Below are 20,561 nucleotides of genomic sequence, written 5' to 3' on the forward strand. Positions count from 1 at the left end.
TGTTTCGAATAAGTCAATTAATATTGGCAAGGAGTGAACAAAAGTTGCAGCCTGATGGCTATGGGTGCTACGGCAGAGGGCATGTCGTCAATGTGTTCGAGCGCAATGATGACTGGCGGGTAACGCCTGATAATGTCTGTGGGAGCTTCACTGCATGGACACGTGCCGCAGTGATGCGCTGGACAAGGACAGGGAGGCATGATGCGTGGCGTGATCCGTTTGAACGACCCCACCAGTCACGGCGGCAAGGTGGTGGGCGCGGCGCCGAACAGTACGGTGCTGGGCGTGGCCGTGGCGCGCAAGGGCGATCCTTGCGTTTGCCCGATAAAAGGCCACGTGCGCTGCGTGATCGCCGAGGGTGATCCGCAGGTGCTGATCGATGGTGTGCCCGTGGCGTTTGACGGGCACAAGACCAGCTGCGGCGCCAGCCTGATCTCCACCGTGGGTAACAGCGGGCGCACTTAGCGCACGCTGGCGTCGATGGCCCTGCCCAGCTTGTCGACGATTTCATCGACGTGGCTGGCGTCGATAATGTAGGGCGGCGCCAGCAGGATGTGGTCGCCGTGCAAGCCGTCGATGGTGCCGCCCATGGGGTAGCACATCAGTCCGTTTTGCATGGCGTGCTCCTTGATGCGCGCGTGCAAGCGGCGGGCCGGATCGAACGGCTGCTTACTGGCGCGGTCCTGCACCAGTTCCAGCCCCAGGAACAGGCCGCGGCCACGGATGTCGCCCACCTGCGCATGGCTGTCGAAACGCGCATGCAGCCGCTCTTGCAGCAAGCCACCCATGGCGCGCGCATTGGCCAGCAAATCGCGTTCCTCGATCTGCTGTTGCACGGCCAGGGCTGCGGCGCAGGCGGTGGCGTGGCCAATGTACGTGTGGCCGTGCTGGAAGAAGCCCGTGCCGGCGCGGAGGGTGTCGCGGATGTCTTTGGATACCATCACGGCGCCGATGGGCTGGTAGCCGGCGCCCAGGCCCTTGGCGATGCAGATCAGGTCGGCAGTGATGGTTTCCTGCTCGCAGGCGAACAGGCTGCCTGTGCGGCCCATGCCGCACATGACTTCGTCGAGGATCAGGAGGATGCCGTGGCGCTGGCAGATGTCGCGCATGCGCTGGAAGTAGCCGGTGACGGCGGGCAGGGCGCCGGCCGTGGCGCCGACGACGGGTTCAGCGATGAAGGCCATGACGTTGTCCGCGCCCAGTGCGGCGATATTGTCTTCCAGTTCCTGGCCCAGGCGCGCCACGTAATCGCCGTCCGTTTCATAGGCCGGCTGGTCGCGGTAAGCATAGCAGGGAGACACGTGGGTGACGCCGATCAGCAGCGGCTCGAACTGCTGGCGGCGCCAGGCGTTGCCGCCCGTGGCCAGCGCGCCCAGGGTGTTGCCGTGGTAGCTTTGGCGGCGGGCGATGATGTGGCGGCGCTGCGGCTGGCCCCGTTCGACGAAATACTGGCGTGCCAGCTTGAGGGCGCTTTCCACCGCTTCCGAGCCGCCCGAGACGAAATACACGCTGTCGATACCGTTTGGTGCCCTGGCGACGAGGAAATCGGCCAGCTGCTCCATCGGTTCGGTGGTGAAAAAAGAGCTATGCGCGTACGCCAGCGTGGCAATTTGCCGCTGCACTGCGGCGATCACGGCCGCATCCGCATGGCCGAGGCACGAGACTGCCGCGCCGCCGCAGGCATCCAGGTAGCGCTTGCCATTGGCATCGATCAGGTAAGGGCCATCGCCGCTAGCGGCGACGGGATAACTGGCGGTCAGGCTGCGGTGGAAGACATGGCTCATGGCATCGCGTTCTTATCGGCATGGGGATGGCCGATTATAGAATGCTGTGCACTGCATTACAACGTATGATGTATTTATTTTTAATTTACATCATTCGATGTTTTTGCGTAGGCGCCCAGCGCCCGCAACTGATTTTCCGCCGCGCCGATGGCGTGTACAGCATCAGGCCCGGCGCGCGCCACCAGCAATTCCACCAGGCTTTCCACGGCGGCGACGCCGGCCACGATGGAAGGGAAGAACGAGGGGCTGTCGACGGCGATGACGATGCTGGCGTCAGCCTGCAGGGCCAGCGGCGACATGGCGCTGTCGCTGATGGTGACGACCTTGCAGCCGGCCCGGCGCGCCGTCTGCGCCACCATCAGCGCTTCGCTGGAATACGGCGCGAAGCTGACAACGACGACGGCTTCGTCCGCTTGCAGGGCACGCAAGTCCATTTCCAGCGTGCCGCCCTGGCCGCTCAGCAGTTGCACGCTGGAGCGCAGCAGGCGGTACAGGTAGTGCAAGGTGTAGGCGATGGGGTGGGCGGCGCGAAAGCCGGCCACGTGCACGCGGGGCGCCGCCTGTAGCAGGCTGGCGGCCGCATCCAGGGCGGCATGGTTGGCGCTTTCCGTGGCGGTAAGGTTGTGTTGCTGCTGCGCGAATACTTCGCTGACCAGGTCGCGCTCTTTGCCCTCTTTGCCGGCCAGCGCACCGGCCTTTGCCGCATAGCCGGCCGGTCCCACGCGCATGCGTTCGACGAAGATGGCTTTGAGTTCCGGCCAGCCGGCAAAGCCCAGTTGCTGCGCCAGGCGCACCAGGGCGGCCGACTGCACCTGCGCGCGCGCGGCGATGCTGCGCATGGATGACACGGCCACCTCGTCCGGATGATCGGCCAGGTAGCGGGCGCCGGCCTGGAATTGCGGACTCAGTTCCGCATGACGCGCCTTGATCAGGGCCATCAGTGCAGCATAGGGGTCGTGGGGTGTCGCTGCCTGCATCGCCGTGCCTCAAATGAATAGGTTGCGGCGATGGTACAGGATTCGTCAGCGCGCCGGTAGCGGCAAGCCTGACGCCAGCGCAGCCGTGCGCGGACGCAGGCGGGCAAACAGGTGCGGCCCGGCCGGTGTGCGGCGTGGTCCCGTCGTCAGCACGCGCAAGGCGGTGGGCAGCGGCACGTCGTGGCAATGCAGGAACAGCGCGGCGGCGCCCGTGCCGGCCATTTCCTGCAGGGCCAGCGCATGCTCGACCAGCGCCGCCGTGCGCATGTCGAGCCGCACCGGGATGTCGGGTTGAAATAACTGTGCATCGACGTGTCGTGCATCGCGCATGCTGTCCCCGCCGGGTTCGCTAGTCAAGCTGCCAGCATAAAAGCGCCCCGGCGGCGCCACCTTGCGTCAGATCACTCCACTGTCGGATAGATTCCATAGAGAAAAAAAACGCCAACCGTTGCCGGCTGGCGCTGAAAACCCTCGCAAGGAAGAAAGGGTGGGGGACTGGCTAGTAGCTCCAGCGGACTGAGATACCTACAACCTTGTCATAGCGCCGCACATCACGCACATAATCCGGCGTGTCGTGGTAGTCGCGGTAGGTCGAATCGAGCAGGTTGTTGGCGTCCAGGGTCACCGTGGTGTGCGGGGTGAGCTTGTACGATACCGACGCGTCCAGGGTCTTGGTGGGTGCCACGGTCAGGTGCATGCCCTTGCCGCGGTAGTTGTAGTCATCGACATATTTGTCGCGCCAGCTGTAGGCCAGGCGCGCCGACCACGCTCCCTGTTCGTACAGGCCGACGATATTGGCCGACCACTTCGACATGCCCGTGAACGGATGCACGCTGCCATTCAATTCTTCCAGCTCTCCCGTCATGTAGGTGGCGTTGGCTTGCAAGCCCAGGCCGCTCATCCAGCCCGGCAGCTTGTCGTAGAACTGCTGGTAAGCCATTTCCAGGCCTTGCAGGTGGCCCTTCGAGGTGTTGCGCGGACGCGTGATGTCATACACGATGCCGCCATAGGTTTCCTTGGCCGAACCGGACAAAATGTAATTCTTGAAGTTGTGGCGGAACACGGTGGCCGTGACGGAGCCCGTTTGCGCGAAATACCATTCCAGCGCCACGTCGAGGTTCTTGCCTTCCACGGGTTTGAGGTCTGGATTGCCGCCGCTTCCCGTCGGGCGCACCATCTCCAGGCTCTGGCCCAGGCTCACGCCCGGGTTGAAGTCGGCGAAGTTGGGGCGCTGCACGGCCTTGCCGGCGGTCATGCGGGCGATCAGGTCCTGGCGCAGCATGGCTTTCAAGGTCATGCTGGGCAGCACGTCCGTATCTGAAGTCTTTACGCGCACCGGTGTGACGATGCCGTTTTGCGAAGAGTTGCCTTGCAAGTCCTGCTTGGTCTGTACCACGCGCACGCCCAAGGTGCCGTCGATTGGTACTTGCGCCAGTTCAAAGCCGATGCGCGTCTTGCCGTAGACGGCATTGGTTTTTTCCACATCCTTGTAATGGCTCATCGGATCGTCCGGGCTGCGTTCGCTGCTGCCCGTATACAGCTGGCGCAGCACGCCCGTGTTATTGAGCATGAAGTCGCGGCATGGCGTGAGCCAGCTTTGCAGGCCGAAGTTGCCTGTGTTCTGGTGCGAAGTGCAGGCCAGGCCGGGCAGGGCATCGGCGTGCATGGTCGACGTCAGGCCGCCCTGGCCATTCTTTTCGCGGATCGATTCGGCCTTGCGCTTGGCCATGCGCACGCCGCCCGAAAATTCGCGGAAGAAGCCCGTGCTGTTCATGTCGTACGTGGCATCGGCGCGCCAGTCGGTCGAGCTGCCTTCGTCGTGGCTGTGGTTATCGTAGAAGCCGAGCAGGGTGTAGTTCTTCGGATCGGTCATGTTGTAACCGGGGTAGCTGATTTGCGCGCCGCCGTTGACGTTCGTGCTGCCGATGATGCTGGTCGGATGGGCGAGGAAGTCGAGGATGGGGAATTCGCGCTCGAAGTTGCTGACCGTGCGCGCCAGTTCGGTGGTGGCGCGCAACTGCGGCGTGATATCCCAGCGCGCGCCGATGGCGCCTTGCGAGCCGATCGAGCGGTCGCGCCGCGCCTGGGTCGAGCCAAGCGTGAATGGCGACTGCTGACCATTGATCTTGCCCACCGTGGCTGCCTGACTGGTGCCGGGGATCAGGGTGATGTCCGGGTTCTGGCCCCAGGGCAGCGAACCGACGAAGAACTGGCTGTCGAACGCATGCTTGATCAGGGTCGACATGCCTTCCGCATACACTTCCACCTGCGAGTTCGGGCGCCACTGGAAGGCGGCATTTGCCGCGTAGCGCTTGCGGTCGCCCACGGTCGGGATCATGCCGACGGAATCGGGACCCGTGATGTTGCCCGCCTCCGGGCGCTTGACGGGTTCGGCGTTCCAGATCGTCTCGTCATAGTATCTGCCGCGCTGGTAGGACAGGCCGAGCAGGGCGCCGAATTCGCCGTACGGGGTTTTCCAGCGGTTCGAGAGCATGCCGCTGACGTTCGGGTCCGTCGAGCCGGATTTGTCGCGGTGCTCGGCGCGCACGTTGCCCGATGCCGTGTAGCCCTTGAAGTCGAACGGGCGGTTGGTGCGCACGTCGATCACGCCGGCCGTGCCGCCTTCGACCATGTCGGCTCCCTGCGATTTGTACACGTCCACGCGCTGCAGCATGGCCGTCGGAATGTCGGCCAGGTACAGGCTGCGGCCCACCGAGGTAAACATTTCGCGGCCGTTGAGCAAGGTCACCACGCCGGGCAAGCCGCGGATGATGACGGTACCCGCTTCGCCGCTCTCGCGGCGGATCTGCACGCCCGTCACGCGGCCGAGGATTTCGGCCACGTTCTTGTCGGGGAATTTGCCGATTTCATCGGCGACGATGGAGTCGACCACCTGATCGTTGTTTTTCTTGATTGTCTGTGCGCTTTGCGCTGCCCTGCGCACGCCCGTGACGGCGACGACGGCGATGCCGGCATTGTCGGCTGGCGTTGCGGCCTGCGCGGGTGCTGCCGGTGCAGTTTCTGCCACCGGTGTCTCCACGGCGGGCGCCTGTTGCGCCCAGACGGAAGCGCTGCTCAGCAAGCCCGCGCCGGCCAGCGCGGCCACCGTGGCCTTCAAGGTCAGTCGTGTGTTTTGCTTGGGCGTGCGGGTGCCTGTTGCCATCCATTGGTTCATCTTGTCTCCACCTGTATTTTAGTTATGTTGAGAACGCTGCGGCAGTCGCCGCCAGAGCTGAAACTTGCTCAAGAAACATGGTAGAGGGAATGACTTTGCCCCACAAATGACTTCTTTTGCGATGTCAATACCAATTCCGGTATCCCTGCAGCATTCATGCGCCTTGGCGGCGCACCACGCGTTGTCGAATCCGGCGCCCACGTTGCGGGCGCTCCACAGGAGGTGTCAGGCGGCGTAAGGCGCGGCGCTTTGCGCCAGCCAGGCCATGAAGTGCGCCTGCGGCATGGGCCGGGCAAAATAGTAGCCTTGCAATTCATCGCAGCCGGCATGGCGCAGCACGTCGGCATCGGCCGCGCTTTCCACGCCCTCGGCGGTGACCGTCAAGCCGAGGGTATGGCCAAGGCCGATGATGGTTTTCGTCACCGCCAGGTTTTGCGGTGAACCGTGGATATCCTGCACGAAGCTCATGTCGATTTCCAGCTTGTCGAGCGGGAAGCGGCACAGGTAGTTCAGGCTCGAATAGCCGGTGCCGAAATCGTCGATCGACAGGGCAAAACCCAGTACCTTGATGGCACGCAGGGTGGCGATGGTGTCGTCCACATTGTCCATCAGGATCGATTCGGTCAGTTCGAATTCGATCTGTCCTGGCGTGACGGGAAACTCGCGCAGCACTTCGCGCAAGGTGGCCACCAGGCCGCCGCTTTTCAGCTGGATGGCCGACAGGTTGATCGACACGGCGATGTCGCCTTTGCCGGCTTCGCGCCAGGCCAGCTGTTGGCGACAGCACCAGTTCCTGCCGCTCGATGGCGTGGCGCAGATCGCTTTCCAAGTGCAGCTGCTGCAATTGCTGCTCCTGCATCTGCGGCGTGAACATGCGCGCACGGTCGCGCCCGCCGCTCTTGGCCTGGTACATGGCCGCATCGGCGTGGCGCATCAGGGGATCCATGTCGTCGCTGTGATCCGGGTAAATGGCCACGCCCACACTGCACGAGACATACAGCTCGCTGCCTTCGACCTGGTGCGGCTGGCGCATGGCCGGTATCAACCGGGTGTCGAGCAGGGCGACGATGGCTGCGGCATCGCCGATGCCGTTGAGGATGACGACGAATTCATCGCCGCCCAGGCGGCTGACGGTATCGCCTTCGCGCACCAGCTGCAGCAAGCGCGCCGCACCGATTGCAGCAGCGCGTCGCCCACGTGGTGGCCCAGCGCATCGTTGACGTGCTTGAAGCGGTCCAGGTCGACGAACAGCACGCCCACCTTTTCGCCGCTGCGGCGCGCCTGCGCGATGGCGGCCGCCAGGCGCAGTTTCGACACGTGGCGGTTCGCCAGGCCCGTCAGCGCGTCGTGGTGGGCCAGGTGCTCGATCTGCCGCTCGCTGGCCTTGCGTTCGCTGATATCGAGCGAGCTGGCGATGAAATGCGTGGTGACGCCATCGAGGTCGCGCACGGCGTTCATTACCAGCCAGGCCTGATAGCTTTCCATCGACTTGCGCTGAACCCGGATCTCGCCCTGCCAGTAGCCGCGCCGCGCCAGGGTCTGACGCAGGCTGTCGAGCTGCTCATGGCTGTTTTGCTGCGATAGCAGGAAGGCCGGGCGCTTGCCGATCAGCTCCACCATGTCGTACAGCGCGTGGCGGCGGAAGGCCTGGTTGACGGTGATGATGCGCATGTCGGCATCCATCACGATCAGGCTTTCGGCCGATGCCTCGAACACCTTGGCCCACAGTTCCAGGCGTGACTCCATCAGCTTCATCTTGTTGATCGGCGTGAAGGTCGACAGCACGGCGCGCTGGCCCTGGTAATCGATCAGGCGCGCGGAAATCAGTGCCCAGGTGGGCGTGCCGCCGCCGCTCCAGCACACCTCGAATTCATCGACGGCGCCCAGGTCGCTCAAGCGCTGGAAGAAGCGCGAACGGGCTTGCGGACGCATGCCGCTCACCCACGGGTCCAGTTCCAGGCCGCCCTGCCACGCGTGCGCGGCCTGGTTCGCGTGCAGCACCTGGTGATGCGGGATCGAGGTGACCATCAACGGGATGGGAATGGCGTCGACCAGCTGGCGCTGCGCATCGGCCGCACTGGCGCGCGCCACCAGTTCCTGCTGCGCCATGCGCTGGAAGTCGAGCTGCTGCAGCATGGTATTGAAGGCGCTGACCAGGCGCCCCGTTTCGTCCTCGCTGTCCCAGATGGCGCGCAGGCTATGGTCGCCCGTTTCGCGCACCTCCTGCGCCACGCGCGCCAGGCACGCTGCAGGGCCGCGACGGCGGCCGCATCGTGCCTTGCCAGCGCCGTGCAGCCGGCCGCATGGGCAGGTGCGCTGGCCAGCGCCAGGGTACTGGCGCGTAACTGCGCCACGGCTTGCTGCAGGGTCGCGCGCGAGCCGTCAAGGTGTTTGCGCAGCAGCGGCGTGCTGGCCGCGAACGCCTCCGCATAGTCGCTGCCGATACCGCCCATGGTGGCATCCATGTGCCCTTCCAGGATCAGGAACTGGGTCTGCAGGCGTTGGCGCTGCGCGCCTTCGGCCGTGGCCAGTTGCAGGGCCAGGGCGCGCATGCTGTTGATCACTTCCAGCAGCTCGGGAAAGCGCAGGATCACCAGCGACATCGTGTAATAGCTGTCCAGGTCCGGGTCGAGGATCAGATTCGACTGGTTGCCCACGCGCGTGAGCAGTGCGCGTCCGGCGACGAAGGCGGGCGAGGGCGCGATGCTGTCGTCCGGCGCAGCGGGAGCACTACCGGCCTGGCGCAGCAGGGCGGCAAATTGCGCATTCAGTTCGGCGCTGCGCATGTCCGCGCCGAAGCTGCGTTTGGCCTGCTCCGCGGCCGCCGCTCGCGCGCCCGGTTGCGCCGTGCTGCGCGTCAGGGGCAGCAGCGCATCGCGGATGGCGGCGATGTAGGCATTGCCCGCCATCTCCTTGCGGGAAAAGTCGATGGCGATGTATTTTTCGTTGATGAGGATACCGGAAATGAAGATGACGGCAGACAGATCGAGCAAGTAGATCAGCGCCAGTTTACGCCCTACCGTCAATTTCCCGATCATGCGCGAGATTCTGCCCACCATGCGTGCACCACCTTCTCGTCAGCCAAGTTTGTGTTTTCTTAGTGGCAATTTTCATGCCCGAAATTACAAGCTTGCCAGGTCGATACAAGGTGTTTTTGCACCGTGCCGGTGCGTGGCTGGATACGGCGCGCCCATAAAAAAGGGCGGCCCGCAGGCCGCCCCTTGTATGCCGTCAGGCTGCGCTTACGCTTCGGCGACGCGCTTGGCGATGTGCGCCAGCGCTTCTTCCACCTGGTCGATCAGGATCAGGCACAGATCGCCTTCATTCAAACGCGCCAGGGCCTTGTCGATGGCGACGAATTCGCCGTTGATTTCATCGATATGGCTGGTGCGCTTGGCGCCGTTCAAGCCCTGGCGCAGCAAGGCCACGACTTCGCCGTCGGCGCGGCCGCGCTGGCACTGGTCTTGGTACAGCAGCACGTCGTCGAAGGCGGCGCCGAGGATTTCCGTCTGCTGGCGAATATCTTCGTCGCGGCGGTCGCCGGCGCCGCTGATGACCACCGAACGGCGCTTCGCCGGCATGCTTTCCACGGCCTGCACCAGCGCCAGGATGGCGTCTGGATTGTGGCCGTAATCGGCGATCAGGGTGGCGCCCTTGTAATCGAAGACGTTGAAGCGGCCGGGCGCATTGTCGGCTTCATTGGCAAAGGTTTTCAAGCCCAGCGCGATGGTTTTCCAGTCCAGGCCCACGGCCCAGGCGGCGGCCAGCGAGGCCATGACGTTGTCGACTTGGAAGCCGATGGCGCCGTTGCGCGTGATCGGCACTTGCGACAGGGCGATTTCGTGGCGCTCCTTGCCCTGTGCGGCGACCAGCTTGCCGTCTTCCACATACACCACGCGGTTGCCCTGTGCGCGGTGCGTGGCCATCACGGGATGCGTCTTGTCGGCGGCGAAGAAGGTCACCGTACCGCTGCAATTCTTGGCCATGCGCGCGACGGCGGGGTCGGTGGCGTTCAGGACGGCCACGCCGCTGTCGGCCACGTTCTGCACGATCACGCGTTTCAGCACCGCCAGGTCTTCCACGGTAGTGATGTAGTTCAGGCCCAGGTGGTCGCCGGCGCCGATATTCGTCACCACGGCGACCTGGCAGCGGTCGAAGGCCAGGCCTTCGCGCAGCATGCCGCCGCGCGCCGTCTCGAACACGGCCGCGTCCACGTCAGGGTGCAGCAGCACGTTGCGCGCGCTGCGCGGACCGCTGCAATCGCCGCTGTCGATCTGGCGCCCTTCGATGTACACGCCATCCGTGTTGGTCATGCCCGTGCGCAGGCCGGAGGTGGTGAGCAGGTGGGCGATCAGGCGCACGGTGGTGGTTTTGCCGTTGGTGCCCGTAACGGCAACGACGGGGATGCGGCCATCGTCGCCCTCGGCGAACATGGCGGCGATGATGGCTTCGCCCACGGGGCGCGGCTTGCCGAACGACGGCGCCAGGTGCATGCGCAAGCCCGGTGCGGCGTTCACTTCGACGATGCCGGCGTTTTGTTCTTCCAGCGGTTTGAGAATGCTCTCGGAGACCACGTCCACGCCGCAGATGTCCAGGCCCACCATATGCGCGGCCGCGACGGCGCGCGCCGCCACTTCCGGGTGCACGTCGACGGTGACGTCGGTGGCCGAGCCGCCCGTCGACAGGTTGGCGTTATTGCGCAAAATCACGCGCTGGCCCACGGGCGGCACCGATTCGGCCACGTAGCCCTGCTTGGCCAGGCTGGCCAGGGCGATGTCGTCAAAGCGGATTTTCGTCAGCGAGGTGGCGTGGCCGCTGCCGCGGCGCGGGTCCAGGTTGACCTGATCGACCAGTTCGCGCACCGTGTGCTGGCCGTCGCCCACCACTTGCGGCGGGTCGCGGCGGGCCGCTGCCACCATCTTGTTGCCGATGACGAGCAAACGGAAATCGTGGCCTGGCAGATAGCGCTCGACGAGGATATCGTCGCGGAATTCCTGCGCCGCGATGAAGCCGGCCGTCAGCTGTTCGCGCGTGGTGACATTGACGGTCACGCCCTTGCCCTGGTTGCCATCTTTGGGTTTAACGACGACCGGCAGGCCGATCTCGCAGGCGGCGGCCCAGGCGTCGTCCACGTCGATGGCGACACGGCCTTGCGGCACGGGCACGCCGGCAGAATCGAGCAGTTTTTTCGTCAGTTCCTTGTCTTGCGCGATGGCTTCGGCAATCGCGCTGGTGCCATCCATTTCGGCGGCCTGGATCTTGCGCTGCTTGCTGCCCCAGCCGAACGTCACCAGGCTGCCTTCGGTCAGGCGGCGGAACGGGATGTTGCGCGCCACGGCGGCGTTGACGATGGCACCCGTCGAAGGGCCCAGGCGCACGTCTTCATCGAGTTCCTGCAACTGGTGCAGGGCACCGGTCAGGTCGAACGGCGCATCGTCCAGCGCTGCGCGGCACAGCTGCTGCGCCAGTTCCAGTGCCAGGCGGCCGACGGCTTCTTCCGAGTATTCGACGACGACCTGGAAGATGCCCGTTTCCAGGGTCGGCGTGGTGCGGCTGAAAGTGACGGGGCAACCGGCTTGCGCCTGCAGGCCCAGCGCCGCCAGTTCCAGCACCTGCGCCATCGGCGCGGCGTTGTAGTTACCCAGCGGCTGCAACGGGCTCAGTTGCGGAAAGCGCGCGCGCAGGCGGGCTTCGAAGCCGGGCAACTGGGCAATGTCGAGTTCCTGCGTGGTGCAGGAAACAATGGCTTCCACGGCGGTGTCGTGGCTCCAGAGGTTAGGGCCCCGCAAGGCCCGTACGCGAGATACTTCCATAATTAAACCGTAATCCTGTTGTGTTCTTGTGGGCCCGGCCATGCTGGCCGGGCTTGAGTGCTGCTATCCTGTACCTTGGTTGCCGATTAGTTGCCGATGCAGCCAGGGGCCGCGTCGAAGGTGCGCAGGCCGGCGCAAATCAGGTCGACGGGCAGGTTCATGGCCCAGGCGGCCGCCGCGACGGCCAGCACGCTGTCGACATTGCCGGCCGTGGCCGGTTTTAGCAGGTCCAGGCACAGCAAGACCGTTTCGATGCCGCCTTCGGCCAGCACGATATGGTTGCCGCGCACGAACACGGCGCGCTGGCCGGCAGCCAGCTGCGCCGCGATGGCGGCCAGGCTGCCATCCTGCGCATACAGGGTCACGCTGCCGTCGCACAGCTCGGCCAGTTCCAGCACGTGCGCGTTGGCGGCGTTCAGCACGGCCACGCCCGTCGGCACCACCACGTCGACCTGGCTGCGCACAGCCTTGTACAGGCCCGCTTCATCCAGCACGTCGAAATCCTTGACGCTATCGAGGCTGCCCATGTCGGTGACGATGCCGATCTGGCACTTGTCGTAGGCCAGGCCTTCGGCCAGGATCATGCGCGGATTGCTCTCGAACAGGGCCGTCTGCACGGTGCGGTTGAGCAGCAGGCGCTGGCCCGCGTCCCAGTTCACGCAATCGTTGCTGACGACACGGCGCTGGTCCAGGTACATGCCTTCGCTGCAAACGGCGCCCGTGTGCAGGCCCGACAGGTTGAGCAGTTTGCACAGCATGCGCACGATCAGGCTGGCGCCGCGCGTGCCCGTCACGCCGATCAGCGGAATGCGGCCTGTTTCCTCGGAGGCGAACAGGTGGTCGACGATGGCCGCGCCGACGGGGCGCGGCTGGCCCACGCCCGGCTTGATGTGCGCCAGCAAGCCAGGGCTGGCATTGACTTCGATGATGGCGCCGCGCTGCTCTTCCAGCGGACGCGTGATGTCGGTGGTGACCAGGTCGATGCCGGCGATATCCAGGCCCACCACGCGGGCGGCCAGCAAGGCCGCATGCACGACGGATGGATGCACGTCGTCGGTGACATCGATGGCCACGTTGCCGTTCGGCTGGATCAGCACTTTCTGACCCGCCTGCGGCACGGACAGGGCGGTCATGCCCTGGCGCTGTAGTTCCAGCACGATTTCGCCCGATTCATGCGGCTTGACGGTACCCAATGGAAAATCTTCGCCTTCGCCGCGGCGCGGATCGATATTGATTTGCGTGTTCACCAGTTCCAGCACGGTGGAGACGCCGTCGCCATCGACCCACAGCGATTCGCCCTTGGCGGCCGCGATCAGCTTGTTGCCAACGACGAGCAGACGGTGTTCGTCGCCCGTGATGAAGCTTTCCACCAGCACGGCCGAGCTGTCGCCCTTGCGCGCGGCCAGTTCGTAGGCCGCTTTCACGTCCGCTTCCGTCATCAGGTTCAGCGACACGCCGCGGCCATGGTTGCCGTCATACGGTTTCACCACGACGGGCACGCCGATGTCCTGCGCTTCTTCCCAGGCCGCTTCGGCGCTGCGCACCAGACTGCCCTCGGGCACGCGCACGCCGCACGATTTGAGCAGGAATTTGGTCAAGTCCTTGTCGCTGGCGATGCCTTCGGCAATCGCGCTGGTGCGGTCCGTTTCGGCCGTCCAGATGCGGCGCTGCGCGGCGCCGTGGCCCAGTTGCACCAGATTGCCGTCATTCAGGCGCAGCGACGGGATGCGGCGCTCGGTCGCCGCATCGACGATGCTGGCCGTGCTCGGGCCCAGGCAGCGCGCGTCGACCAGCTCGCGCAGAGGCGCCAGGGCCGCTTCCAGGTCGTAGGCTTCATTGTTGATGGCGGCCATCAGCAGTTCGCGCGCGGTAGCCAGGGCGGCACGGCCCACGTGTTCTTCGCGCGTGCGGAAGGCCATCTTGTAGATACCGCGCTGGCTGGTCGAGCGCGTCTGGCCGAAGCCCGTGCGCATGCCGGCCAGGTTTTGCAATTCCAGCACCACGTGTTCGAGGATGTGGGCCGACCATGTGCCTTCGCGCAGGCGCTCGAAAAAGCCGCCCCGTTCACCCACGCCGCAGCGGTGCTCGATCATGCCGGGCAGCCACGCCACCAGGCGCTCGTACAAGCCGGGCAGGGTATTCGATGGGAAATCTTCCAGTTCGCCGATGTCGACCCAGGCTTCAATCACCGGGCGGTAAGTCCAGATGTTGGGGCCGCGCAAGTGGGTGACGCGGACAAATTCGATGTTCTTCTTCTTGATCATGTAAGTGGTTTCTTGATAACAGGCCAGGCGTCTGGGCGCCAGATACTTTATGTTGGCTCTACAGGGTCTTTTCAGGCTCGTGCTTGGTTCTTTATCCCGGGTATGCGCAGTGTGCCACTTTTAATGGCCACTTGTCGCGTTTGCTTCTCGTATTCTGCTGGTGTTGCCATACTAATTGTTACTAAATGTTGCCTTGCTTGTCAGATAGTTACCGTCTCGTATCAAAGTAGGGCCATTTGCGCAACAGCTTCCTGTTGTATACTTGCAAAAGCGCAGCGGCTATCCGGCATTTCCCGATTGTTTCCCATCCATTCCTTACCGGCATGCGTCCATTCGATACAATACAGGAAATTGCCACTGGTACATCCGCCAGCCGCCATCGCGCAGCACACAAACATTGATCGGGCGTCTGCCCCATCCCCCCAAATCCCGCCCCTGAAGGGCTTGGCTACGAGCCGGAGTATGCTTTACGATGACAACTGAACTGAGTGTTCCTGCAACAACTATTCCCCTCACCTCACTGCCGGCGCCTGTAGCAGAAGCCTGGCTGGCGGAAGTGGAAAAGAATCTTTCTCCAGGGGAGAACGTTTTAAGTAGCGTTGAGGTTGACCTCGATGCGCGATTACGTTTCACAAAAGGCATAATTGTTGTCACCGAGAAGCGTTTGCTGGCCCGTTCACCGGGCGATACCGCCTGGAACAGCTGGTCTTTCCGCCCCGGGCTGCGCCTGACGCACCATGACCACGCCGGTGTCGGCCACCTGGAATTGTTCGACGACCATGGCCGCCTGGCCTCGTGGCGTTTTACCCTGGGACAGAACCTGCACGCGATCCGCGTGCTGGAGCAGTTTGTCGAACGCCTCGACAGCCACCTGACGGGCCAGCCCGTGCTGGAAGCTGAGCAGGAAGTGTGTCCTAGCTGCAAGGCGCCCCTGGAGCCGGAGCAGGAAGAGTGCCCGATCTGCGCCAAGGTGCTGTACACGCCGCCATCGACCTGGACCCTGTTCCGCCTGTGGCGCTTCGCCCACCCTTACCGTGGCCAGCTGGCCCTGGGCTTCATGCTGATGCTGCTGAGCACTGCCGCGCACATGATTCCGCCTTACCTGACAGCGCCGCTGATGGATAATGTGCTGATCCCGTACCAAAACGGCAAGCATATCGACCCGTGGCTGGTGGTGTACTACATGAGTGGTTTACTTGGCTCGGCCTTGCTGGCCTGGCTGCTGGGTTGGGGCAAGACCTATGTGCTGGCCCTGGTGTCCGAACGCATGGGCGCCGACCTGCGCTCGGCCACGTATGAACACCTGATGAAACTGTCGCTGGAATTCTTTGGCGGCAAGCGCACGGGCGACTTGATGGCGCGCATCGGCAGCGGCAGCGACCGCATCTGCGTCTTCCTCTCGCTGCACCTGCTCGATTTTGCCTCCGACGTGCTGATGATTATCATGACGGGCGTCATTTTGTGGTCGATGAATCCATGGCTGGCCATCATGACCCTGGCGCCGCTGCCCTTTATCGCCTGGATGATTCACCTGGTGCGCGACCGTTTGCGCACGGGCTTTGAAAAGATCGACCGCGTGTGGAGCGAAGTGACCAACGTGCTGGCCGATACTATCCCCGGCATCCGCGTGGTGAAGGCGTTTGCGCAGGAAAAACGCGAAGCGGCCCGTTTCCGCGACGCCAACGCGCACAACCTGGCCGTCAACGACAAATTGAACAAGGTCTGGTCGCTGTTCTCGCCGACCGTGTCCTTCCTGACGGAGATGGGCTTATTGGTCATCTGGTGCTTCGGGATCTGGCAGCTGTCGCGCGGCGAAATTACCGTCGGCGTGCTGACCGCCTTCATCGCCTACAGCACGCGCTTCTATGGCCGCCTCGACTCGATGAGCCGCATCGTCTCTGTGACGCAGAAATCGGCTTCCGCCGCCAAGCGCATCTTCGACATCCTCGACCACGTGTCGAGCGTGCCGGAACCGGCGCAACCGGTGAAACTGGAGAAGATCGAAGGCCGGATCGATTTGCGCGAAGTCGGTTTCCGCTACGGCAACCGGGCCGTCAACCGCGGCATCACGCTGAACATCAAGGCGGGCGAGATGATCGGCCTGGTGGGCCACAGCGGTTCGGGCAAGAGCACCCTGGTCAACCTGATTTGCCGTTTCTATGACGTGTCCGAAGGCGCGATTTTGCTTGACGGCGTCGACATCCGCTCGTTCGCCGTGTCCGACTATCGCCGCAATATCGGCCTGGTGCTGCAGGAACCGTTCCTGTTCTTCGGCACCATCGCGGAAAATATCGCCTACGGCAAGCCGCACGCGACGCGCCAGGAGATCATCGCCGCCGCGCGCGCCGCGCATGCGCACGAATTCATCCTGCGCCTGCCGCAAGGCTACGATTCGATGGTGGGCGAGCGTGGTCAGGGCTTGTCGGGCGGCGAACGCCAGCGCATCTCGATTGCCCGCGCCCTGCTGATCGATCCGCGCATCCTGATCATGGATGAAGCGACATCGTCGGTCGATTCGGAAACGGAAAAAGAAATCCAGAAGGCGCTGGACAACCTGGTGCAGGGCCGCACGACGATCGCCATCGCGCACCGGCTGTCGACCTTGCACCGTGCCGATCGCCTGGTGGTGCTGGACCGCGGCCAGATCGTCGAAGTGGGCAGTCACGATGAATTGATGGCGAAAGAGGGCGCCTATTTCCGCCTCTACGAAGCACAGGCGCGCAACAACGAACTCGCCCTGGATGACAAGGAATAAGCATGGCCAGTACAACTTTTACATTAAGCCGCGACACCTTTGGCAAGCTGGTGATGACGGCCGAAGACGGCCAGATCTTTGAAGGTGTGGCGCCCGTGCGCGCCTTTCCCATCCAGTCGCCCGACGAAGGCATTTCGCTGGTGCTGGGTAATGGCAAGGAAGTGGCGTGGATCGAATGCCTCGACGCCTTGCCGGAACCGGCGCGCAGCCTGCTGCAGGAAGAGCTGGAAGGGCGCGAATTCATGCCCGAGATTGCGCGCGTGAAAAGCGTTTCCAGCTTTGCCACGCCGTGCACCTGGCACGTCGACACGGACCGGGGCGAGACACAGTTCGTGCTGAAAGGCGAAGAAGACATCCGCCGCATCGGCGCCACGTCGCTGCTGATCGCCGATAACCACGGTATTCATTTTTTGATACGCGACATGTTTAATATTGACAAGAATACGCGCAAGATTTTGGATCGCTTCCTGTAAGGAGCGCCCTGCATGCGGTGCAGTGCCGCCGTTCATGCCGTTCAGCCTGCGCTGAACGGCATTTTTTTTTGACCTTGGACCTTCCTTGTGTATTGCCTCATTTGAGCTATACTTATGTCTTAAAGGAGGTGATTATGGTGCGGCAAGTTGACATTCCCGTCCCGGTCCAGCAAGCGAGGACGCTATACGAGGGCATGGCGCTGTATGGCTTTGATACTGATGCGCGCATTGCGCTGATACGGCGAGGCATTCCAGCTTCGACGATCAGCCGCCTGTCTGCGCGCATGGGCATGAGTAAGGAATTCATGTTGTCGAGCCTGGGGTTGTCGCGTGCCACCATCAGCCGCAAGGAGAAAGACGCCAGTTTGCTGTCGAAGGACGAATCGGAACGCGTGCTGGGCATTGAAACCCTGATCGGCATGGTGCAGGCGATGGTCGAGCAATCGGGCGATCCCACCGGCTTTGACGCGGCGCGCTGGGTCTCAGATTGGCTGAGCAAGCCGCTGCCTGCGCTGGCGGGTGCGACGCCGGCCAGCTACATGGACACCTTCGAGGGACAAAAACTGGTGGCGGAATTGCTGTCCATGACGCAGAGCGGAGCCTATGCATGAATGTGCTCTGGCGTATTGCCGTCGAGACGCCAGCCTATCCTGCGAGTGACCTGAGCGGCACCGGCGCCAGGATTACGGGCGGTCGCTGGAACAGCAAGGGCGCGCCTGTCGTGTATTGCTCAACGAGTATCGCACTGGCCACCCTGGAAACCGTCCATTATCTGCGTGGTGGCGGCCTGCCCTTCAATCGTTACCTGGTGCGTATCGCCATTCCCGATGTCGTATGGGACGCGCGCCAGGTACTCGATCCATTTCCCGGCGGCTGGGACGCCATACCGGCCGGCTTGTCGGGCAAGCGGGTTGGCGATAGCTGGATTGCAGCGGGAAAAACCGCCTTGCTGCTGGTACCTTCCGTGATCGTGCCCGACGAATACAATGTCTTGCTCAATCCCCGGCATGCTGATGCCGTAGCGATCACCGCCAGTACCGTCAGGCGGTGGAGCTACGATCCCCGGTTTTTCCCTTGAAGCGCGCTTACTGAAACGCCACTTCCGCAAAGCTGCGTAATTTGCGGCTATGCAGCCGGTCCACGCCCTGGCGGCGCAGCAGTTCCACGGCGCGGATGCCGATGCGCAGATGCTGGTCGACCCGTTCGCGGTAGAAGTGGTTGGCCATGCCGGGCAGCTTGATTTCGCCGTGCAGCGGCTTGTCGCTCACGCACAGCAGGGTGCCGTACGGGACGCGGAAGCGGAAGCCGTTGGCGGCGATGGTGGCGCTTTCCATGTCCAGCGCGATGGCGCGGCTCTGGCTGAAACGGCGCTCCGGCGTGCGTTGCGGCAGCAGTTCCCAGTTGCGGTTGTCCGTGCTGGCCACGGTCCCCGTGCGCATGATGTGTTTCAAGTCATGCCCTGTCAGCTGGGTGATTTCCGCCACCGCCGTTTGCAGCGCCTGCTGGATTTCCGCCAGCGGCGGGATCGGCACCCACAGCGGCAAGTCTTCGTCGAGCACATGGTCTTCGCGCACATACGCATGCGCCAGCACGTAGTCGCCCAGGCTTTGCGTGGTGCGCAAGCCGGCGCAATGACCGAGCATCAGCCAGGCGTGCGGGCGCAGCACGGCGATATGGTCGGTGATGGTTTTCGCGTTGGCGGGACCGACGCCGATATTGACCATGGTGATGCCGCTGCCGTCGGCGCGCAGCAGGTGGTAGGCGGGCATCTGCGGCAGGCGCGGCGGCGCGGCGCCCAGCGCATCCTCGCTTTCGACGGTCTGGCCCACGCGGCGCGTGACCACATTGCCCGGTTCGACAAAGGCGACATAGCCGTCGTCGTCCGAGGGCGCGGCTGCATCGGGCGCGCGGTCCATCATGGCGTGGCCCAGGCGGATGAATTCGTCGATGTAGAACTGGTAATTGGTAAACAGGACGAAGTTCTGGAAGTGTTGCGGCGAGGTGCCGCTGTAATGGCGCAGGCGCTGCAGCGAGTAATCGACGCGCGGGCCCGTGAACAAGGCCAGCGGCTGCGCTTCGCCATGCGCCGGTTCGTGCGTGCCGTTGGCGATGCCATCGTCCATGGCCGACAGGTCGGGCAGGTCGAACAGGTCGCGCATGGCCAGGCGGCGGCCCGCATCCATATTGCCTTCGATATGGTCATGCTCGGCGAACGAGAAATGCACGGGGATCGGCTGGGCGCTCACGCCCACTTCCAGTTGCACCTTCTGGCCGCTGTTATGGTTTTTCAGCAGCAGGGTGAACTGGTCGAGGTAATAGTCGCCAAACAGATCGGGGCGCGTCAGGGTGGTTTCAAATACGCCGGGACCGGCGACAAAGCCGTAGGCCAGCGGCGAGTCGGCGCGCGCCACGGTGTCGGTCTGGATGCGCACGAAGGGGTAGCAGGCGCGCACTCTTTCGTGCATGTCTTCGCCGGCGACAAAGCGCTGCAGCGCGTCGCGCAAGTGTTCGATGCTGCTGCGGTAAATGGCTTGCACCTGTTCCAGCGCCAGGCGTGGATCGTCGAAGCGGGAGGAGGCGATGAAGGGGGGCGTAAGCAAGCGGATTCTCCTTGAGCGGTTCGTGCATACCATTGTAAGGCAGTAGGGCAACTCTTGTCGGTGCATCTCGGGACGCTTGACGGATTCAAATAGAATCTGTATTCTATTTGAATGGTCAGACTCGCAAAATTCAACGAAAACAACTTCATCGACAGCGCGATCGCCGTCGCCGCCCAGTGCGGCGTGGCTGCCGTCTCGATGGCCGCCATCGCCGTCAAGGCCGGTGCGCCCATCGGCTCCGTGTATCACCGCTTCGATTCGCGCAACGCCATCCTGGCGCGCGCCTGGCTGCGCGTGAAAAGCGATTTCCGCGAGGAAGTGGCCAGCCGCTGGCTCGGTGGCGACACCTGGGCCGGCGTGCACGGCTTGCTGGACTGGTGCCGGCGCAAGCCCGTATACGCGCGCTTCCTGTTGCAATGCGCGGACAGCCCCGATTTCAGCAGTGGCCTCAGCGAGGAATTGCTGGCCGCCGTGGAAGAGGAACAGGCGGCGCTCGACGCCTGCTTTGTCCGCTGCGCCGAAGCCATGCCCGCCACCACGGAGCTGGACCTGGACCACATGCTGCTCAAATTCGTGCTGATCGACGCGCCCGTGGCCGTCGTCAAGCCCTACCTGACCCAGGAGCGGCCGATACCGGCCAGTGTCGACGCCATGCTGCGCGCCTCGCACGACGCCGTGCGCGGCTGGGCTTTACACACCACATCACATTAACAAAGAAGA

15 protein-coding genes and 1 pseudogene are annotated in these 20,561 nt (G+C 63.7%); 6 read left to right on the top strand and 10 right to left on the bottom strand.

The window, feature by feature from the left end; genetic code table 11:
- Positions 1 to 201 precede the first annotated feature (201 nt).
- On the top strand, positions 202 to 465 hold the full coding sequence (locus ACQ4W7_RS02070; RefSeq protein WP_426071751.1) for a PAAR domain-containing protein: 264 nt from the start codon (positions 202 to 204) through the stop codon (positions 463 to 465).
- On the opposite strand, the gene ACQ4W7_RS02075 is transcribed toward ACQ4W7_RS02070, so the two are convergent.
- From ACQ4W7_RS02075 to ACQ4W7_RS02115, 9 genes and pseudogenes are all read right to left on the bottom strand, one after another.
- A complete protein-coding gene (locus tag ACQ4W7_RS02075; protein WP_436528068.1) occupies positions 462 to 1,784 on the bottom strand; it encodes an aspartate aminotransferase family protein in 1,323 nt (440 codons plus the stop codon). The genes ACQ4W7_RS02070 and ACQ4W7_RS02075 overlap by 4 nt on opposite strands.
- Before the next feature lie 80 nt (positions 1,785 to 1,864).
- The gene (locus ACQ4W7_RS02080) at positions 1,865 to 2,761 is read right to left on the bottom strand and encodes a MurR/RpiR family transcriptional regulator (RefSeq protein WP_436528070.1); all 897 of its coding nucleotides are present in this window, start codon (positions 2,759 to 2,761) and stop codon (positions 1,865 to 1,867) included.
- A gap of 45 nt (positions 2,762 to 2,806) precedes the next feature.
- On the bottom strand, positions 2,807 to 3,091 hold the full coding sequence (locus ACQ4W7_RS02085) for a hypothetical protein (RefSeq protein ID WP_426071754.1): 285 nt from the start codon (positions 3,089 to 3,091) through the stop codon (positions 2,807 to 2,809).
- Between the two features lie 169 nt (positions 3,092 to 3,260).
- Complete coding sequence (locus ACQ4W7_RS02090; protein WP_436528072.1) at positions 3,261 to 5,936, bottom strand: TonB-dependent receptor; 2,676 nt, start codon at positions 5,934 to 5,936, stop codon at positions 3,261 to 3,263.
- Positions 5,937 to 6,161: 225 nt separating this feature from the next.
- Positions 6,162 to 6,857: an EAL domain-containing protein gene (locus ACQ4W7_RS02095; protein ID WP_436528290.1), complete on the bottom strand. Its 696-nt coding sequence runs from the start codon at positions 6,855 to 6,857 to the stop codon at positions 6,162 to 6,164.
- Between the two features lie 10 nt (positions 6,858 to 6,867).
- Positions 6,868 to 8,072, bottom strand: a pseudogene (locus ACQ4W7_RS02100) (diguanylate cyclase domain-containing protein); the annotation flags it as partial.
- Complete coding sequence (locus ACQ4W7_RS02105; protein WP_436528074.1) at positions 7,964 to 8,974, bottom strand: hypothetical protein; 1,011 nt, start codon at positions 8,972 to 8,974, stop codon at positions 7,964 to 7,966. The gene ACQ4W7_RS02105 and the pseudogene ACQ4W7_RS02100, both read right to left, overlap by 109 nt.
- A 204-nt stretch (positions 8,975 to 9,178) precedes the next feature.
- Positions 9,179 to 11,749: a cyanophycin synthetase gene (gene cphA, locus ACQ4W7_RS02110; protein ID WP_426071758.1), complete on the bottom strand. Its 2,571-nt coding sequence runs from the start codon at positions 11,747 to 11,749 to the stop codon at positions 9,179 to 9,181.
- An 86-nt stretch (positions 11,750 to 11,835) separates the two neighbouring features.
- Positions 11,836 to 14,013, bottom strand: a complete 2,178-nt coding sequence (locus ACQ4W7_RS02115) for a cyanophycin synthetase (protein WP_436528076.1) — start codon at positions 14,011 to 14,013, stop codon at positions 11,836 to 11,838.
- Positions 14,014 to 14,485: 472 nt separating this feature from the next.
- Between ACQ4W7_RS02115 and ACQ4W7_RS02120 the strand changes: the two genes are divergently transcribed.
- The 4 genes from ACQ4W7_RS02120 (at position 14,486) to ACQ4W7_RS02135 (ending at position 18,319) form a co-directional block, all read left to right on the top strand.
- Positions 14,486 to 16,768, top strand: a complete 2,283-nt coding sequence (locus ACQ4W7_RS02120; protein ID WP_426071760.1) for a cyanophycin metabolism-associated ABC transporter — start codon at positions 14,486 to 14,488, stop codon at positions 16,766 to 16,768.
- Between the two features lie 2 nt (positions 16,769 to 16,770).
- Entirely contained in the window at positions 16,771 to 17,241 is a 471-nt protein-coding gene (locus ACQ4W7_RS02125) for a cyanophycin metabolism-associated DUF1854 family protein (protein ID WP_436528079.1), read from the top strand.
- Positions 17,242 to 17,375: 134 nt separating this feature from the next.
- The gene (locus tag ACQ4W7_RS02130; RefSeq protein WP_436528081.1) at positions 17,376 to 17,852 is read left to right on the top strand and encodes an Xre family toxin-antitoxin system antitoxin; all 477 of its coding nucleotides are present in this window, start codon (positions 17,376 to 17,378) and stop codon (positions 17,850 to 17,852) included.
- On the top strand, positions 17,849 to 18,319 hold the full coding sequence (locus ACQ4W7_RS02135) for an RES family NAD+ phosphorylase (RefSeq protein ID WP_436528083.1): 471 nt from the start codon (positions 17,849 to 17,851) through the stop codon (positions 18,317 to 18,319). Before ACQ4W7_RS02130 ends, ACQ4W7_RS02135 begins: the two co-directional genes overlap by 4 nt.
- A 7-nt stretch (positions 18,320 to 18,326) precedes the next feature.
- Here ACQ4W7_RS02135 and ACQ4W7_RS02140 read toward each other — a convergent pair whose 3' ends face one another.
- Positions 18,327 to 19,874, bottom strand: coding sequence for an AMP nucleosidase (locus ACQ4W7_RS02140; protein WP_436528292.1), 1,548 nt, complete (start codon positions 19,872 to 19,874; stop codon positions 18,327 to 18,329).
- A gap of 78 nt (positions 19,875 to 19,952) precedes the next feature.
- On the opposite strand from ACQ4W7_RS02140, the gene ACQ4W7_RS02145 reads away from it, so the two are divergent.
- Complete coding sequence (locus tag ACQ4W7_RS02145) at positions 19,953 to 20,552, top strand: TetR/AcrR family transcriptional regulator (RefSeq protein ID WP_426070855.1); 600 nt, start codon at positions 19,953 to 19,955, stop codon at positions 20,550 to 20,552.
- Positions 20,553 to 20,561: the final 9 nt, after the last annotated feature.

This window comes from Janthinobacterium algoris, assembly GCF_051380935.1.
Taxonomy (GTDB): Bacteria; Pseudomonadota; Gammaproteobacteria; order Burkholderiales; family Burkholderiaceae_D; genus Janthinobacterium.

Excerpts from the sequence above, each read along its gene's own strand:
- ACQ4W7_RS02125 (WP_436528079.1), top strand. The coding sequence starts at position 16,771 with ATGGCCAGTACAACTTTTACATTAAGCCGCGACACCTTTGGCAAGCTG.
- ACQ4W7_RS02070 (WP_426071751.1), top strand. The coding sequence starts at position 202 with ATGCGTGGCGTGATCCGTTTGAACGACCCCACCAGTCACGGCGGCAAG.
- ACQ4W7_RS02080 (WP_436528070.1), bottom strand. The coding sequence starts at position 2,761 with ATGCAGGCAGCGACACCCCACGACCCCTATGCTGCACTGATGGCCCTG.
- ACQ4W7_RS02135 (WP_436528083.1), top strand. The coding sequence starts at position 17,849 with ATGAATGTGCTCTGGCGTATTGCCGTCGAGACGCCAGCCTATCCTGCG.
- ACQ4W7_RS02145 (WP_426070855.1), top strand. The coding sequence starts at position 19,953 with ATGGTCAGACTCGCAAAATTCAACGAAAACAACTTCATCGACAGCGCG.
- ACQ4W7_RS02115 (WP_436528076.1), bottom strand. The coding sequence starts at position 14,013 with ATGATCAAGAAGAAGAACATCGAATTTGTCCGCGTCACCCACTTGCGC.
- ACQ4W7_RS02120 (WP_426071760.1), top strand. The coding sequence starts at position 14,486 with ATGACAACTGAACTGAGTGTTCCTGCAACAACTATTCCCCTCACCTCA.
- ACQ4W7_RS02090 (WP_436528072.1), bottom strand. The coding sequence starts at position 5,936 with ATGAACCAATGGATGGCAACAGGCACCCGCACGCCCAAGCAAAACACA.
- ACQ4W7_RS02095 (WP_436528290.1), bottom strand. The coding sequence starts at position 6,857 with ATGCGGCCATGTACCAGGCCAAGAGCGGCGGGCGCGACCGTGCGCGCA.
- ACQ4W7_RS02085 (WP_426071754.1), bottom strand. The coding sequence starts at position 3,091 with ATGCGCGATGCACGACACGTCGATGCACAGTTATTTCAACCCGACATC.
- ACQ4W7_RS02140 (WP_436528292.1), bottom strand. The coding sequence starts at position 19,874 with ATGGTATGCACGAACCGCTCAAGGAGAATCCGCTTGCTTACGCCCCCC.
- ACQ4W7_RS02105 (WP_436528074.1), bottom strand. The coding sequence starts at position 8,974 with ATGATCGGGAAATTGACGGTAGGGCGTAAACTGGCGCTGATCTACTTG.
- ACQ4W7_RS02130 (WP_436528081.1), top strand. The coding sequence starts at position 17,376 with ATGGTGCGGCAAGTTGACATTCCCGTCCCGGTCCAGCAAGCGAGGACG.
- cphA (WP_426071758.1), bottom strand. The coding sequence starts at position 11,749 with ATGGAAGTATCTCGCGTACGGGCCTTGCGGGGCCCTAACCTCTGGAGC.
- ACQ4W7_RS02075 (WP_436528068.1), bottom strand. The coding sequence starts at position 1,784 with ATGAGCCATGTCTTCCACCGCAGCCTGACCGCCAGTTATCCCGTCGCC.